This window comes from Rhodococcus sp. 05-2254-2 (assembly GCF_002259095.1).
GTDB lineage: Bacteria > Actinomycetota > Actinomycetes > Mycobacteriales > Mycobacteriaceae > Rhodococcoides.
This window is the reverse complement of sequence record NZ_NOZJ01000021.1, coordinates 499,431-514,287: the sequence shown is the minus strand read 5'-3', so window position 1 is coordinate 514,287 and position 14,857 is coordinate 499,431. Positions and strand designations below refer to the sequence as shown.

Below are 14,857 nucleotides of genomic sequence, written 5' to 3'. Positions count from 1 at the left end.
CGACCGTGGGAGCGTATGGCCCTTTCGCCGGCCAGCCTGTTGGCGGTAGCCTGTCCGACATGACTCCCTCAAACGGTGGACCGATCAGCGCTCGGGAACGGGCTCGGCGGGCGAATGCGCAGCGATTGTCGGACGCACAGGTGCGTTTGAAGAATCAGGAGCAGGATTTGATCTCGTATTTCGATGCGACCCGCGACGAACAAAAAATCAACGACGATGTGACCACGAGGATCGAGCGCTTGCGGCGGGACGCGGAAACCAAACTTGAAGCGGCGTATGAGAGACGCGCAAGAGCACTGGCCGAGCTCAAGAAACGCGGTGAAACATACGCCAGCATCGCTGCCTTGGTGGATCTCTCAGTGCCCGAAGCGACGCGGTTGGTCAAGTCGACGATGACGGCACGTACGACCCTCAGGCCCGATATCGGTCCGGCTGCAGAGAATGACGCGGGTGGCACGAGTAGCACGGATGAAAGTTTCGAGAGCCCTGGGGATTCCGCATCAACTGCGTCTGCAGAGCCTTGGATAGATGAAGACGCGGGGGCGGATGAAGAGGGCGCGCGCAGCATCGCCTGGCAAACGAGTTGAGCTAGCGCCGCAGGCTTCACGCCCGCACACACCGAAGGTTCGAACTCAGTGCAACACAACGGTATTTCGCGAACGCAATGGGAACGCACGCCCACTGCACATAGCCAAGGCGAGGCGTTATGTCGTTGACTTGGTGTTGAATCCGGCTTGAGGTCTGAGGTGAACGATCGTGATCGCCCTTGTTGCCATCGGCTTGATCGTCGTAGGAGCGCTGTGGCGCGCCGGGAAATCCGGGTCAGGTTGGTGGTTCGCTCCTCTGCGGGCAACGGAAATCATCGCTGGGGGCGTGTTTCGCATCTGCGTGATTGTTGCGTCAATCGTGTTTGCATTCGTCGTCGCTGCCGTCGTCGGCGCGTTGCGCAGCACCTTCCGCCCTGGCCAGTGACACCCGCATCTTCATGCCCTCGGGCGCATCAGCGGATGCCTGGACAAACCCAAAACGGTACGACCCGCCGGTTGATGCGTGTGTGCTATCAGTCGGCGCAGCTCAGCACCCGATCATCCGAATCAGAAACCTATTACCCACGATAGCGGACCGGAGGAAACGTCACACCCGAGCAGTCATTGGCCTGGCCCGCGCCGAGCAAATGTCCTGTGGGCAATGCTTCGTGACGAAGACAGTACGTGTCGGCCTCTGGTTCTGAGAAGGTGACTGCTGCGTAGAGAACCTCAAGTTCATCATTGCGGGTCGACGCTCGGCAAATTCGGTGTTGAATTTCGGGCCTCAACTACGTCGCTATTAGACGAAGCGGCCGAAGCTGGGGTGGATGGCGTAGATGCGCCGCCGATTAAAGCTCTCTTGACGTCGGTGCGCCGCTGTCGTCATCGGCTGGTTGGGACGCGTGCTCCCAATATTGCTGCTGCTCGGCGAACTTCGGCCACGACCTTGGTGCGGGTGCCCTCGCCGAACGACTCCGCGGGACCCGTCACACCGAGAACGGCGGCCAGGGTGCCGTCCTGAGCGTGCACCGGAGCGGTAACCGATGCAATCCCGAACAGTCGTTCGCTGATCGAGAAGGCGTATCCATCTTGGTGGATCTGCTCGAGTTGACCCCGAAAGTCGGCTTTGGTCAGGACGCTCCCGTCGGCATGCGCGATCTCGGCGACCCCGGCCATGGCGTCGTCTATCTCGGAACCACTCATTTCTGCGAGGATCGTCTTGCCCGCCCCGCCGAGATGAAGCGGGAGTCGCTCGCCGACTGGGAGGACGTAGCTCAGCGGATGATCGCTCTCCACACGTGCGATGAGCACCCGACTGTGCTCGACACGCACATAAATCGACGCGGTGAACCCGGTATTGGCGGCGAGCTGTTGCAGGATCGGCTGGGCGAGCACGCTCAGCGGGTTGGTCACCATGAACGCGTGTGCCACGGCTAGGGCGGCGGGACCAGCGGTGTACCCATCTGCCGATCGTGCTGCAAAGCCTCGCTCCATCAACACCCCGAGGATGCGTTGCACCGTGGCGACATGCAGATCGGCAAGACGCGCGAGTTCGCTCAGCCGAAGGGGTTGCTTGGCCGACTGAAGAACCGTGAGGACATCGAATGCGCGGTCGAGAGACCGCATGTTGCCTGCTGGCGCTGCCATAGTCGTCCTCTCGAAAAATCGCTCAAGAGAACTTATCACTGTGCGATAAACAAACGTCAGCGCAGTGCAGTCGCGTTGCACGGTGAGCCGACACCGCCGACGATCGGCAGCGGTTTGACAGTGAGCATGGCCTCCCATGTTCCGGTGGCGCGGCTATCTGCCACCAGATCGGTGAGGTTCCACAATTCGCCCAATGGAACACCGAGTTTCCCGATCAACTCCTGATGCATCATTCCTTTGTCCTCAGGTGCCGAATGCAGGAACGGGCTGCCCTCAAGCACCGGTAGAACCTCCACCGCGAACGTGTCGGTGGCGAACAGTGCGATCTTGTTGTCCCACAACCACTCGAGCAACGCCGGGTGTTGCGCGAAACCGGTCGCGCGCCGTCCCTCTCTGACGGAATTCTGCTCGTCACTCGTCGCATTCAGATACCACCGAGCCCAGCCGGTATGGACGAGAATCAAGTCGCCCGGTCTGACATCGACCTGCTGTCCCCGAACGGCGTCGTCGAGCGTGTCCGCGTCCAGTGCCGGTCCGTCGAGGTGGTCGAGAGGGGTGCCGTTCTCGACCATCATCCCTTCGATGTCGAGAACCAATCCGCGCCCGACGATCGGTGCATCCGCCCACGCTTGCACACCCAGGCGTGGTGCACCGACCACGATGGCAGCGTCGTCGACCCCGTCGTAGAAGCCGTGACCGGAGACCCTGCGGTGACGAAGACCGTCGAGGTGGCTGCTCGTCTGCAGAAAGAAGTGGTCCAGCAGATCGTCTCGCGATTGTTCGTGGGCGCTGACGATGGTGTGCGTCGGGGCGGACCGTGAACGCGCCATCGGCGGATCGAACGCTCCAACCGCGTAATCGAGACTGAAACAGTCTCCGCGAGTGACGATCCGGGCCGCCTCCACAATGTGCTGAGGACCGGCGAAATTGGCGGTGCCCCGGTCGGGATCCTCGAACAAACCCCAGCTTGATCCGGCCGGTGCAGCGTCGGTGCGCATCACCAGGTCTGCATACGGGGACCCCATATGCAAACCCGGTGCCACGTGTCGATCGGTCATGCGTGTTCCGCAGTTGCCGTGCGAGCGGGATCCTCCGTCGACGACGATTCGTCGTCGGGTCGGTGAAAGTACGACAGTGCGAAAGCGAGCAGCCCGGCAACGCCGGCGGACCCGTATGCCCATGGGGCGAGCAATTCTTCCATGTGCGTGACGAACTCGCCGTTACCGGCAATGAGTCCGCCGCCCTGAAGGACGACGATGGCCAGTCCCCCGAGCAGGAAGGCCACCACGCTGACCCTGAAGATCGTCGAGATGCATTTTTCGAGCATGGACTTTCCTTTCGTAGTGGTCATCAGCTGACTGGCAGGAGGCCGAGAGCGATGAGAACTCCAACGCCGAGAATCGGGATGCAGTAGTACTTCAACAACGGGACGAACATCTTTGCCGGGTCGACGCGTGCGATACCTGCGGCAACGTAGATCGGGGCTCCAGACGGGGGCGACGCGCCCTCGGTGGATGCGAAGACCAGGACGGCTGCGGCCGCAACCGGTGCGGGTATCCCGACTCCGACCAGTGCAGCGACGGCGACGCCGCCGACGGCAGCCATCGTGGCCGATGCGGTGAGCGGGATGGCGATGACGACGATGATGACGCCGACCAGAATGGCCATCAGCCAAGCGGGTGCGCTGAGGTTGGCCAGCATGGTGGTCAGCTGCTCGGGAAGCCCGAGATCGCCGAGGACGTTCGAGGCGGAGAACGCCGCCACGATCGTGACACCGATGACGCCGAACTGAGGTGCTGTGTCGCCGAGAATCTTCCACCATCCTCGGCCGGTCTTCGGCAGATGACGACGGCCGAGGAAGAACACCAGAAGAATCATCAGGACCGGGATCCAGGTGATGAGGCTGAGCGCGCTGGACATCACGAGGTCGGTGTACTCGGCGATGGGAACCGCAATCGGACCGCGGGTGAGCAGCAACGGAATGATGATCGGAACGAAGAGCAGCAGTGACGTCCATCCGGCCCGCAGACTCTTGCGAGCGGGAATGCGGTCTTCCTCGGCGATGGGCTGCAGACCGTTCTTGCGGACCAGATAGTAGTTCAGTGCCAATCGGTAACCGAGGCACCACAATCCGGCAAGAGCAAGGGGAAGGATGATCTCATCGGGTTCCATCAAACCGGTGACGGTGGTGGAGCCGACGAGGATGAACATGGTCGCGCTGAAAGGGAAGGTCACACCCATTCCTGCGCAGCCTGCAACGACGGTGGCGGACAGTTCGCCACTGACGCCGGATCGCTTCATCCACGGCACCGTGACGGATCCGACTGCAGCAGTGACGGACGCCCCGACGTGCGCGATGGCACCGAACATGCCACCCGCCACCGTCGAGGTATAAATCGGTCCGCCGCGCAGGCGGCCGAAGAAGGTGTTCAGAATGTCGATGAGGCGGTCGAGGACAGGCGTCTTGGCCAGTACGAAGCTCATGAAGATGAAGGCCAGTCCGGCGAAGGTGACCTCTTCCTGCATCGAGTCGAGGAATCCGTGCCACATGTATTCGGGTGCGCTCCGGCCGGCGAACGCACCGACCACAAGGAACCCGACGATCATCGCCTCGCCGATGTTTCGTTTGAGCACCGCGTTCCAGAAGATGATGGCGACGATGAACGACACCAGCGCCCAGATGGCGATCATGACGCGGCCCTGGCTGCGATGATTGCTGCGCGGCGTTGCGCTTCGTCGGCCTCGACGGCACGGCCACCGGCCAGGCTGCCGAAGGCTTCTGCAGCGGGGACGATGATGACGCCGTCGTCATCGGCGACGACGAGATCACCCGGGTTGCAGACGACTCCTCCGACCGCGACGGGGATGTCGTTGTAGCCGGGGCCGTCCTTGTACGGGCCCGCCGGATTGACCGCCCGGGCCCAAACTCCGAAGCCGATTTCCTCAAGTACATCGATGTCGCGCGCAGCGCCGTCGATGACCATGCCGACACATCCACGGGACCGGGCGCGCTCGGCGAGCAGTTCTCCCATCAGGGCACGGTTGAGGTCGCCATGTCCGTTGATGACGATCACCTCACCGGGGAGCACCTTCGCCACCGCCGCTTGCAGGGCCTTGTTGTCTCCCGCTCGCGTCCACACCGTACGCGCTCGCCCGACGGTACGAGCACCTTTCCACATCGCATGAATTCCCGAGTCGACCATTCCCATTCGTTTGCGTGCATCGCCGATGTTCGCGACAGGTAGCCCCGAGTAGGCGTCGGCGAGTTCGCCGGTATCGCGTCCGTCGGCGTCGGCCAACGAGGCGTGTAGTTCGGCGGCGGCCGCGGCGAGAACCGGACGAACACCGAGCTCGTCGAGCAATTCCACCGATGCTGCGGCTTCCACCGCGCGACGGGCGGCGTGCTTGCGGGTTCCGTCGCGCAGTCGATCGAGGGCATCGAAGCCATCCGACAGTTCGGCGGCGATCTGGCCGCGTACCCACTGTTCGGCACCGGCCGCAGCACCGGCTTCGGTGGATTCGACGATCAGCGCTCCGAGGCCCTTCATGAAGCTGCTACGCAACAACTTTCGCCGTGACGCATCGCCGGGCGCACCGCCGATGTCTTCGACCGAAGCACCCAACGCGCGAAAGTGCTCTGCCGCGGTGCCAGAGCCCGAACCGCTGACGACCAGTGCAGTGCGGGCCCCGTGCGCCGGGACGGAACCGACCACGGCGACGTCGGCGAACGCGACGCCGACGGCGGTCGATACCGCTGCGGCCACGTCATTCTTCACGGCAGCGGACGCGGAGTTCATGTCCGCGTACGTCGTTCCCGCGCTCAGGTGCGGGGCCGCGGCCGTCGCAGCCTGCACGGCCACCTTCGAGCTGGTCAGGCTCAGAACCAGGTCTGCACCGGCCACCGCGTCCGATACGTCGTCGAAACGAACGACGTCCGACGGTGCGGCGGTATCGGCGGGATCGAAACCTGTTACCTCCCAACCTACTGCCGCAAAGCCCGACGAGTAGAGGGTGCCCGCTTCACCGAGTCCCAGGATCGCAACTTTCATTTCTTCCTCTCATAGAGTGATAACTGCTATCACTTGATGCTGTAATGGTGGTCACAGCAGAGGGCTGATGTCAAGTAGGTCGCATAGACGGCTCACACGATGCAGGGCGCTACTCGTCCAATTCATCGCGCTCCGGATAAGTGACCTTGGACGCGAGGGGCCGTTGCGGATAGGTGGCTCATCGGCCGACGTTGCAAACTTCACGAAAATGAAGTCCGGACCAAAATGCGTCGCCAGCTGGCGACATGAAAAGCACCGGCACGCGGCGGTTCGGCAACAATCATTCGACCGAAGGACTGAAACGAGAATTCGGCGACGCCATTGACTGCGCAGGCCAGTGCGTATTTCACACGAAGCCGGGCCGCGAATCTTTGGTGCGCGGCCCTCTTCGAGGTCTGGTGACGGGATTCATCAACGAGCCTGTCGGCAGGTGGCCGCCTCGCAGCGGCTGACGGTTGACACCCGGGGTGTCGGGATCGAACGCCGTGCAGTCGTAAAACGACAGTGCTGCCGGTTGCACCACCTGCGGGTGTTGTCGTGCGCGATGAGTCCGAGTACACCCTCGGCTTCCTCGATGAGCATTGGAAGCTCTCCTGCGGTGGCGAGCGCGAGACCTTGCGTGGCCTAACGCTTCGCGTGAGGATGTCCAGCGGCGGCATTCGCGGCCGCGCCTATGAGATTCTGATGGCCTGGTAATAGTTCACGACAGGGGTAGCTTCCAAAGGATCGGACCAGACGCCCCCGCTCAACATGACGAAGGTGGTCTGTCAACCCCGAAGAGGGGCCGGCGACCGCGGGTGGATTGGTCGGGGTCCCCTGCATGTCAAACTCGGAGGACTCGTACGACCAACACGATAACCGTAGGGGTGGCTCAGAAGGGGACGTGCGAGCGTGGTCATGCGGTCGAATACCGTTGCAAGGCAATGATTATGATCTGTTCGACAACTTCGCGATGCGACGGAGGCGGCACTGCCGCGGCACGTGTCAGGTCGAGTGCGGAGCATCGAATCCGAACGTGCGGCGGCTCGATTGATTGTGTCGATGACGAATGCAGGTATTGGCGCTGGTTACGCTCATGGGTACGGATGCGGTTGCGCATTGCAAATGTATCAACGAAAGGTTCTCCGACTGTGGCCAAAAAAGTGACAACCCAATTGGTGGACGATATCGACGGGACGGTTATCGACGACGAATCCGGCGAGACGATCGAATTCGCAATCAACGGCGTCGAGTACTCGATCGACCTGAAGGTGAAGAACGCGAACGAGTTTCACAAGAAGCTCGACTACTACGTCGGACACGCGACGCGAGTCGGTGGCCGCAAGCGCAAGCCCACCCCCGCTGCCGCGTCGGCCACGACAGCGGTCGGCGGATCGGGCAAGCGTGATCCCGAGCAGACGCGGGCGATCCGGCAGTGGGCGTTCGACCAGGGCTACGAAATCAGCGAACGCGGCCGCATCCCGGCCGACATCGAAGAGGCGTACAACGCCGCACACTGACAGGCGGCGAGCCGCCGGCGTCCGCGCGAGCGGCGGCTTCATGTTCTCTCTGCTGTCCGGGCCGTGGCAGGACGGAGCGCAGTGGAGTTCCATTTGCCTGCCGCACGCATGGCGGCAACTCGTTCTGCATAGTCGACGGCATCGATTCCCGACGTGCGTGGCACGACAAAGGCCCGTCCCTTGGGGGCGGGCCTTGTCGGGTTGGTGGGGTGGTCAGTCAGTCGGCGGCCTAATGTCTTTGCCTGCGGCAACGTCGCGTAGCCACTGCGGAACCGGATCGTTGTCGTACTCGCGGAGCTTGATCGAGGCTCCTGCGGCTGCCGCGCGGACCTTCCGGCGTTGCTCGGGAGTCCAGGCCCGGCGTGGTTCGGTGGTGGTCATGGGCGCTCCTCGCGGGGTGTTGTAGGTCCATTGTCGCTGTTGTCGTCGGTTTCCGCTAGGTCGTCGCTGCTGGGCGCAATATCTCGGTCGGCAATTGCTCGGAGTGTGCGGCGGTCGGTCTTGGCGATGAAGGGAGTTGCGGCGACGGTGCCGAACACTGTCCAGCCGAGTGCAACTTCGTCGGGGTTGTCGCTGACGGTGCGTTCGAGGCACCAGGTGATTCGTTGCCAGGATTGGGAGCGGTTGTCCGCTCGGGTGCGTTGGTTGACGGTTCCGGCGACGCCGACGACGGCGAAGACGCCGACTATGAGGGTGATCCAGGCTTGTGCTGGCACGGGCCGGGTTCCTTTCGTGTGGTGGGTCGGAGTGCGGCGCGCTGCGCAGCACCTTCTAACAACTCGTCGAAGTGTCGTCACGTGGCGGGCTCGTGACGTGGGCCGAACGTCGCTCAGTGCACGGAAGCGCTCCGCGTCAATGCCGTCGCGCGGGAGCAAGTTCGCTTTCGATCTGTACCGGTCGATCTACACCGTGAATTCAGACCAGCAGGTCATACGCCCACTCATACACCCAGCGAGGCAACTTGGGTGCATCGAACGGTGCGGTAGCGAAACTCGATCCGAAGCGCATTGCGCACTCGGGGATCGCGTCGACGGTCCGGGAGCCGAAGGACCTGGCTGCGACAATCCACTGTCCGCGGTAATGCACTCGGATTGCAGTCGACACTGTGCATCGCCCACCGGAGTATCCGGCGGTCAGCTGGTGGCATTCCCATTCGACGTGCTGGTTCTGTCCGAAAAAGTGCGTCAGCGTCCCGGCGAAGGACGGCCCGTAGAGGGTCCCTCGGTCGGTGTCGATGCGGGTGAAGTTCATGGTGTTGGCCTTTTCGGGTCATGGCGGCAATGCGAGGTGTGCGTTGAATGTTGCTCAGAACAGGGGAATTTGGTTGCGCGCCGCGAGACTCTCGCGGAGCTCTCGGAACTTGCCCAGAAGGTCTGAGGCGACGGCCTCGGTGTACCCGATGGACCGCGCAACCTCACTGAGCGTGTTGCCGTCGGACAGAGCATCATGGATCTCACGACCGACAGCGAGGTCCTCGACTTCGTCCGTATCGAGACGCGCGACATCTGCGGCGGCCAACCGGACAGAAGCGAGGGCAGCTCGACGCCGCACATCGCCCGACTCTGTCTCTCCCCGCGCCGTCACAGTGTGCTACCGCTGCGGAAGGCGTTCAGGCGGTTCGTCGCTTCACGTTGCGCCCTTCCAATTTCGACGAGCTGGTCGAACAGAAAGTCTTCCGGCGCTTCCTCGGCGATCTGCTGAATTCTGATCCCTGCGTCGAAGAAGCTACGTCGGTAACTTTCCGACAGGACCATGCCGGCGTAGTCGGTTGCCGATGCTCCGCATGCGTTCGCTGCGGTGACGTCGGTCAGTGTTCGACGCAGCCGTGCACCGCGGTGTCCACTGGCACCTGACCGGACAAGAACGCCCAGAACACTCGCGGGGTCGTGTGGGAGGTTGTCGATGATCAGCCCCTGCACGATGCCGTACAGCTCGCGATAAACGGGATCGTGGAAATCGTTGGCCTGCAATGACGCTGCAATGCGGGCGGCCTCGTTGGTGTCCTGCAACCACATCAGTGCGCAGATGACCAGTGCTTCCGGTGCCGTCTCCGGATGGTCCGTCAGATCAGCGTGATCGTCGTCGGTGGGTTCGACTGCTCTCAACGGGGTCATCTGTTCGCCTCGTTTCTATGTGCGGGTCTGTTGCGGGAGAACTGGCTTCGGTACTCCGGTTGCGCTTTGCTTGGTTATGCCGCGTTCGTAGTCATTGCGGAGGTGTGGGTCAGATGTAGAGAAGGTTCGGTGGTGCGGTGCCGTCGAACTGCTCGAGGCTGTCGAGGACGGCGTTGTAGTTCTCGGGCCTGCAGCTTCCGAGTCCGATGATGAGGGCACAGGTTCCGTCGAGTGTGACGAGGTAGGACGGCGGGGTTCCGTTGTCGGACGATGCGTGCTCGCGTGCGTCGAGGAGGGCGATACGGACGGCATCGGCGGCGGCCAGTTTCGCGCATTCGAGATTGGGCTCTGCTCCGGTTGCGGTCAGAATTTCGGGGTTGTCCTCAGGGTGTGTGGTGACGGTCCAGGTGATCATCGTTGGTTCCTTGTCGCTCGTGCCGGCCAGCTGCTTCTAATCGAGCGTCACACGAGGTCCATAACAAAGCGTTCGCTGCGGAGACAGATCAGGCGAGGGTGTGGATAACTGTGGTGTCGAGTCAGCCTGTGGATAAACGACGTTCGGCCCCGGGGTTGGGGCCGAACGTGTGGTACTAGACGTCGTCGAAGACATCGAGGAGTTTGGCGGGGTCGCGGCGGTAGCGGCTGCCGTCGAGAAATACTCCGACGGCAGCGCGGTGAACGCGTCGGAGTTCGGCCATCAGGGTGTCGTACCCGATGCGGTCGGTGATGCGCCAGGTGACAGGTCCCATGTGCAGGTCTACCCAGTGGATGGTGCGGCGTTGTTCGGAGCTGTAGCGGTGATGCGGCACTGCGGTGTGTTCGGGGCTATCGAGCCACAGGACAGAGATCGCGGCGGCCCCGAATTCTGCGCCTGGTTGCGCGGGGTGGGGGGCTTGTCCATCGGCTCCGGCGAGTGCGGCCCGGACGGTGGCAAATCCGGTGATGACTGCGGATACTGTTTCGGCGCTGCGGAAGGTCATCATGACGTGACCTAGTGCGACGATCATCTGCGCTTCGTCGGTGGCTGCGGCGGTAGCGGTGATAGTGGCCTGTTGGGGTCCGGAGACCAGAACGGTTGTGTGGGTGACGATTCCGGTGGTCCGGGCGTTGTGTGCGGCCGTGGTCCGTCGTCCTGTGCTGGAAGTATTCTGCGGCATGTCGGGCTCTCTTTCTGTTGCGGAACCGGCTCCCCCGGCCCTTTCGCTCTGCCAATTTCTTTCGCCGTCATCTGGCTCGAAGGAGAGAAGGCGGCGCACTGGACCGGCGTCCTGGCCCTGATCCGGAAAGTTTTCAGCCGCAGGCGCTTTGAAAAGTTTTCGGAGCCCATCGGGCCGGAGCAACGCGGAGTCAGGGATGGGTAAGACGGGTCAGGGTGTTGCATGCTCGATCGGAGCCAGATGTGCGAAGGAAATTGTTCTTTCTGCTGTGCGGAGCGCAGCGGAGCTCAAATCCGGAGACCGCCGGAGGTGGTCCCAGGGCAGCGCGCGCCTCGACGCAGACTGAGCCAACCGGGCGCGACCACCTCACAGCCATCAACAGCCTGGGGTGATTGCGCGGGAGCGACGGAAAGCAACCAGGCTCGTTGTCGCGGTAGCACTTCTATCCTGCGGACATGCGGTCACGCTCGGTGGCTAGCTTGTCATCAAACTTGGATTGCCCGTTCTGGTGGCCATCGACGATCCCTGCGGTGACTTCTTCCCACTTCCGATATCGGCGCATCGCGGTCGATGCAACGGAGCCGTCCGTTTCTCTACCGATTCGTGCCCACGACCATTCGCGGTGGGCGTGTCGGAGCCGCGCTGTTTCCGCAACTTCCGGCGTTAGGTCGTCTACTTGCAGTCGAGGCGAGTCCGCCGTCTCGACGTGTTCTCCCCGAGTGCCGTCTTCGCCCTCTGAATCATCCCGGCTCGGGCTGGGGCCTTCTTGGCTGACCTCGGTGTCTGCCCAGTCCGGCTCCTCTGTGGCAGCACTTGGAGCGAATTCCACTCTGACGGCTCCGCGGGGCGCACGAAGTATGACGGCCAGCACTTCGGTCATCGCGAGGAGCGCAATAGGTGCAATGGTGGCAATACCCGCCGAGACTACGGCCGGAAGCAAGGTCGCACTCAACACTGCGTGGTACGAGTTACCCGCAATCGACGCCGATGCGGCAACACGCAAGATCGTGACGACGAAGCGACGGCCGTTGATCGTGCGGTTGTCCGTGTGATTCGACAGCGCAATAGCTGTCACTGTTGTCGAGACAATTGCACCGTCCAACACCACTGGAATCACCCACGCTTCGCCGGGACCTATCCCAGCCATCACCGCGAGATCACGCAACACAGCGAAACTGAGCCAGAAGGACGCCCCGGCAATGCCTACTGTCAGCGCAACGGCCGTTGCGAGGGCCCACTGCAAGATCGCTGGATGAAGCGCAACGACGTCTGACGGCTTCGTTGTCAACGGGGTAGCTGTGGAGTGCGATCGGCTCATCGGATTCTCGGTCCTCGTGCGAGAGGGCCCGTTCGTTGCGGAAACGGCACACCGTCGTTGAACCTGTTGCGCAACAACTCCAAATACTCTTCGATCGCCGCATTGACGAGATCCGACGGGCCCCGCGGCGCGCCAGGTGTTGCGGACAACGCTTCGGCTGCGTTGAGAAGATCGTCGACGGTGGACTGGTACAAGTAGTACGACCGCTTCTGTTTCGCGTTGTCCGGTGACGCTTGCGCAACGGTCTCAGCCGACGAAAGAGTGTCGGGTGGCTGCTGCGCGTGCTCCGGCGGATCGACCGGGCTCGAACGTGCGAGGGCGCTCTTCATACGTTCGGGGCGGGCCATCACAGGTGTCCCTTCGTGAGCAGCGCAAGAGTGTCCCGATAGATCGTCGACAGGCTGCGAGATTGCGTTGTCCCCCAGTCGACCAGACTGGTTTGGGCCTCCATCGAGTCTTTGATGACAACCCGCTTCGGAACGGCATCGCCGAGAACGTTGATGCTCGCGGCGATCTCGATCAATTGTTCTCGACCGCTGATCGTCGCGATCTCGTGAAGGTTGACGATCGCACCGAGCATGTCGAGGCCCGGGTTGTAGCTGCGCTTGACTGCATCGATGGTGCGCAGCAATCGCGCGAGTCCATTGGCCGAGAACAGCGCGGACTGAGTCACGACGATGGCGGCGCGCGCTGCAACAAGGGCGTTGATAGTCAGCAGATCGAGACTAGGTGGGCAATCGATGAGGATCACGTCGTACACCCCTCGTACGACGTCGATTGCGTCGCGAAGCCGCCGTTCGCGGCCGGCACCGGCGACGACCAATTGATCGCGGACATAGGCCAGGGACTCGTTTCCCGGCACCGTGGGTACCAGGTCTACGCCAGGCCAGATGGTGGGGACGACAGCATCGGCGATTGTCGCCTTCGACGACTCGGCGAGTACGTCGGCAACACCGACATCGTCGCTCTCGAGCTCAGTCTTGGTCAGGACTGTGCTGGCGTTGCCTTGCGGATCCACGTCGATAACGAGTGCTCGCTTTCCCGCTTGGGCGACGGCATGTGCGAGGTGAAAGACGGTGGTGGTCTTGCCCACCCCACCCTTCTGGTTGCAGAACGCAAAGATGTCAGCGGGCATGGTGGGTCTCACTTTCCATGGATGAACGGGACGAACTGGCGGTATAGCGGGAATCGGATGTCATGCACGCCTTGGAACCGAGGGATGAGTCGCACCCTGTAGAAGCGTTGGGTGAATTACAGGTAAGGGGCGCGATGCGTGAGTCGCGTCCCAAAGGTGACAGACATGCCATAGTGGTAAGAGAAGCGTTTACTACCAATGCATCCCGGGTGTGAGTGACATCCCTTGTGTGCATGGGAGGTGTGACCACCGCAGGACGTATGACATCCGTCGCCAGCGAGTCATCTGAAGCACTCTTTGCGGGTAATTCAGGTATGGGACTTGCAGGGAACGCCCCCGTACCGCTAGCGGGATCGGCCTGCACCGGCGGGCTGATGCGCTCGTGTCGAAGCAACCAAGTGTGTTGCCCTGGTTGCATGTTCGAGGATTTTGCGTACACAACGGATACGAGCAAGAGCGCGGCAAGGACTGAAAAGTCGAGGTCTGAATGACGGTTCGCCATGCCAGGAAACTCTGTGATGTCAGCAATGCAGATCGGTCGAGAACTCAACTGGTACCTCCGTAGTGGTGACGTATGAAAGACAAGGGACTTCGTTCGTTCCCTCCGGACCCCCCATGGCCCCTGAGCCAATTTCCGCACCCACGTTGTCCGCTCCACGCCCGATAGCCCCGCGCCTCGATGGGCGCGCGGCTAATCGGTATCGCCACCCGTTCGATGATCAGTCGAGCTGGTGGTGCCTCGGGGCCGGTCTCCGAGGATTTACAAAGGGTGCACAGGCCGGCGGCAGGCTGGTATTACGTCGGGCTCTGCCAGAAAACGACGCTGCGACAGCGACTGCGGCAGACTTCAGCGGGACACGGCACCCACGCAGGAGTGCGGCGCGACGCAGACAATCGCGTAAACAGTGTGTACGCAGATGGATTCACCGACACATGGGTAAATCCAGCCTCCACTCAGCCGCGCTTCAAGTCGACAACATCTCGACACAGAGCGAGGGCATGAGTGCGGCAAAACGCCTTGTGAGACGCGTCAGGACCGATTAGCATCCGAGGGCGAAGCTCCTTCCTGCAAGGTGGGGATTTCGAGGACGCCCTCGGCACCGGTGCTCGTAACACCGGAACTCGCCGGGGGCGTCTCTAGTTCGTAGGGGTCTGCGGTGAGAGGCATGTCAGGCAACGCCCGAGCTCACGCGTGCCGCCTCCTCCAGTCCGACGATGTATTCATCAATGGCCGTGTCGGGAATCAGTCGGCGCTTACCGACCTTGACGCTGCGAATCTCACCGGCCGCAAGCTTGTTGAACAGGTTGGAGCGTCCGAGACCTGTCCGAGCCATCGCTTCCTGGACCGAATACAACCGTCGAGACATGGTGTTTCCTCTCCGCATATTGTGTAGTTTCACCACAATCGCGC

The 14,857-nt window shown here is 62.2% G+C and carries 19 protein-coding genes; 3 read left to right on the top strand and 16 right to left on the bottom strand.

Features of this window, described 5'->3' with window-relative positions:
- Positions 1-59: 59 nt before the first annotated feature.
- Both CH283_RS25315 and CH283_RS25310 read left to right on the top strand, forming a co-directional pair.
- Positions 60-587: a hypothetical protein gene (locus CH283_RS25315; protein WP_094639813.1), complete on the top strand. Its 528-nt coding sequence runs from the start codon at positions 60-62 to the stop codon at positions 585-587.
- Between the two features lie 169 nt (positions 588-756).
- Positions 757-972 (top strand): hypothetical protein, encoded by a 216-nt coding sequence (locus tag CH283_RS25310; RefSeq protein ID WP_037192103.1) that lies wholly within the window; start codon positions 757-759, stop codon positions 970-972.
- 437 nt (positions 973-1,409) lie between these two features.
- Here the strand turns inward: CH283_RS25310 and CH283_RS25305 are convergent, their stop codons facing one another.
- Genes CH283_RS25305 through CH283_RS25285 form a run of 5 tightly spaced genes read right to left on the bottom strand, consistent with a single transcriptional unit; the run spans position 1,410 to position 6,223 of the window.
- On the bottom strand, positions 1,410-2,174 hold the full coding sequence (locus tag CH283_RS25305; RefSeq protein WP_037192101.1) for an IclR family transcriptional regulator: 765 nt from the start codon (positions 2,172-2,174) through the stop codon (positions 1,410-1,412).
- Positions 2,175-2,230: 56 nt separating this feature from the next.
- The gene (locus tag CH283_RS25300) at positions 2,231-3,232 is read right to left on the bottom strand and encodes a cyclase family protein (RefSeq protein WP_230596314.1); all 1,002 of its coding nucleotides are present in this window, start codon (positions 3,230-3,232) and stop codon (positions 2,231-2,233) included.
- Positions 3,229-3,525, bottom strand: coding sequence for a hypothetical protein (locus CH283_RS25295; RefSeq protein WP_230596313.1), 297 nt, complete (start codon positions 3,523-3,525; stop codon positions 3,229-3,231). Before CH283_RS25295 ends, CH283_RS25300 begins: the two co-directional genes overlap by 4 nt.
- Entirely contained in the window at positions 3,525-4,865 is a 1,341-nt protein-coding gene (locus CH283_RS25290; RefSeq protein ID WP_037192097.1) for a TRAP transporter large permease subunit, read from the bottom strand. The genes CH283_RS25295 and CH283_RS25290 overlap by 1 nt, the downstream gene beginning before the upstream one ends.
- The gene (locus CH283_RS25285; protein WP_094639599.1) at positions 4,862-6,223 is read right to left on the bottom strand and encodes a DUF1932 domain-containing protein; all 1,362 of its coding nucleotides are present in this window, start codon (positions 6,221-6,223) and stop codon (positions 4,862-4,864) included. The genes CH283_RS25290 and CH283_RS25285 overlap by 4 nt, the downstream gene beginning before the upstream one ends.
- Before the next feature lie 1,130 nt (positions 6,224-7,353).
- Here CH283_RS25285 and CH283_RS25275 point away from each other — a divergent pair.
- Positions 7,354-7,722: a histone-like nucleoid-structuring protein Lsr2 gene (locus tag CH283_RS25275; RefSeq protein WP_037192094.1), complete on the top strand. Its 369-nt coding sequence runs from the start codon at positions 7,354-7,356 to the stop codon at positions 7,720-7,722.
- A 213-nt stretch (positions 7,723-7,935) separates the two neighbouring features.
- On the opposite strand, the gene CH283_RS28520 is transcribed toward CH283_RS25275, so the two are convergent.
- The 11 genes from CH283_RS28520 to CH283_RS25225 all read right to left on the bottom strand — a co-directional run bounded on the left by CH283_RS28520 (position 7,936) and on the right by CH283_RS25225 (position 14,813).
- The gene (locus CH283_RS28520) at positions 7,936-8,103 is read right to left on the bottom strand and encodes a hypothetical protein (RefSeq protein ID WP_176460557.1); all 168 of its coding nucleotides are present in this window, start codon (positions 8,101-8,103) and stop codon (positions 7,936-7,938) included.
- The gene (locus CH283_RS25270) at positions 8,100-8,438 is read right to left on the bottom strand and encodes a hypothetical protein (RefSeq protein WP_052047774.1); all 339 of its coding nucleotides are present in this window, start codon (positions 8,436-8,438) and stop codon (positions 8,100-8,102) included. The genes CH283_RS28520 and CH283_RS25270 overlap by 4 nt, the downstream gene beginning before the upstream one ends.
- 199 nt (positions 8,439-8,637) lie before the next feature.
- On the bottom strand, positions 8,638-8,973 hold the full coding sequence (locus tag CH283_RS25265; RefSeq protein ID WP_037192093.1) for a hypothetical protein: 336 nt from the start codon (positions 8,971-8,973) through the stop codon (positions 8,638-8,640).
- Between the two features lie 54 nt (positions 8,974-9,027).
- Complete coding sequence (locus CH283_RS25260) at positions 9,028-9,273, bottom strand: urea amidohydrolase (protein WP_255183331.1); 246 nt, start codon at positions 9,271-9,273, stop codon at positions 9,028-9,030.
- A gap of 29 nt (positions 9,274-9,302) precedes the next feature.
- Positions 9,303-9,836, bottom strand: coding sequence for a DnaB-like helicase N-terminal domain-containing protein (locus CH283_RS25255; protein WP_094639597.1), 534 nt, complete (start codon positions 9,834-9,836; stop codon positions 9,303-9,305).
- A gap of 109 nt (positions 9,837-9,945) precedes the next feature.
- Positions 9,946-10,251 carry a hypothetical protein gene (locus tag CH283_RS25250; RefSeq protein ID WP_068373134.1) on the bottom strand — a complete coding sequence of 102 codons (306 nt, stop codon included), beginning with the start codon at positions 10,249-10,251 and terminating at the stop codon, positions 9,946-9,948.
- 175 nt (positions 10,252-10,426) lie between these two features.
- Positions 10,427-10,993 carry a hypothetical protein gene (locus CH283_RS25245; protein ID WP_037192089.1) on the bottom strand — a complete coding sequence of 189 codons (567 nt, stop codon included), beginning with the start codon at positions 10,991-10,993 and terminating at the stop codon, positions 10,427-10,429.
- A 442-nt stretch (positions 10,994-11,435) separates the two neighbouring features.
- Positions 11,436-12,311 (bottom strand): DUF2637 domain-containing protein, encoded by an 876-nt coding sequence (locus CH283_RS25240; protein ID WP_094639596.1) that lies wholly within the window; start codon positions 12,309-12,311, stop codon positions 11,436-11,438.
- A complete protein-coding gene (locus CH283_RS25235; protein ID WP_094639595.1) occupies positions 12,308-12,658 on the bottom strand; it encodes a hypothetical protein in 351 nt (116 codons plus the stop codon). Before CH283_RS25235 ends, CH283_RS25240 begins: the two co-directional genes overlap by 4 nt.
- A complete protein-coding gene (locus CH283_RS25230; protein ID WP_094639594.1) occupies positions 12,658-13,446 on the bottom strand; it encodes a ParA family protein in 789 nt (262 codons plus the stop codon). Before CH283_RS25230 ends, CH283_RS25235 begins: the two co-directional genes overlap by 1 nt.
- 1,169 nt (positions 13,447-14,615) lie before the next feature.
- Positions 14,616-14,813, bottom strand: coding sequence for an excisionase family DNA-binding protein (locus CH283_RS25225; protein ID WP_032368532.1), 198 nt, complete (start codon positions 14,811-14,813; stop codon positions 14,616-14,618).
- Between the last annotated feature and the right edge of the window lie 44 nt (positions 14,814-14,857).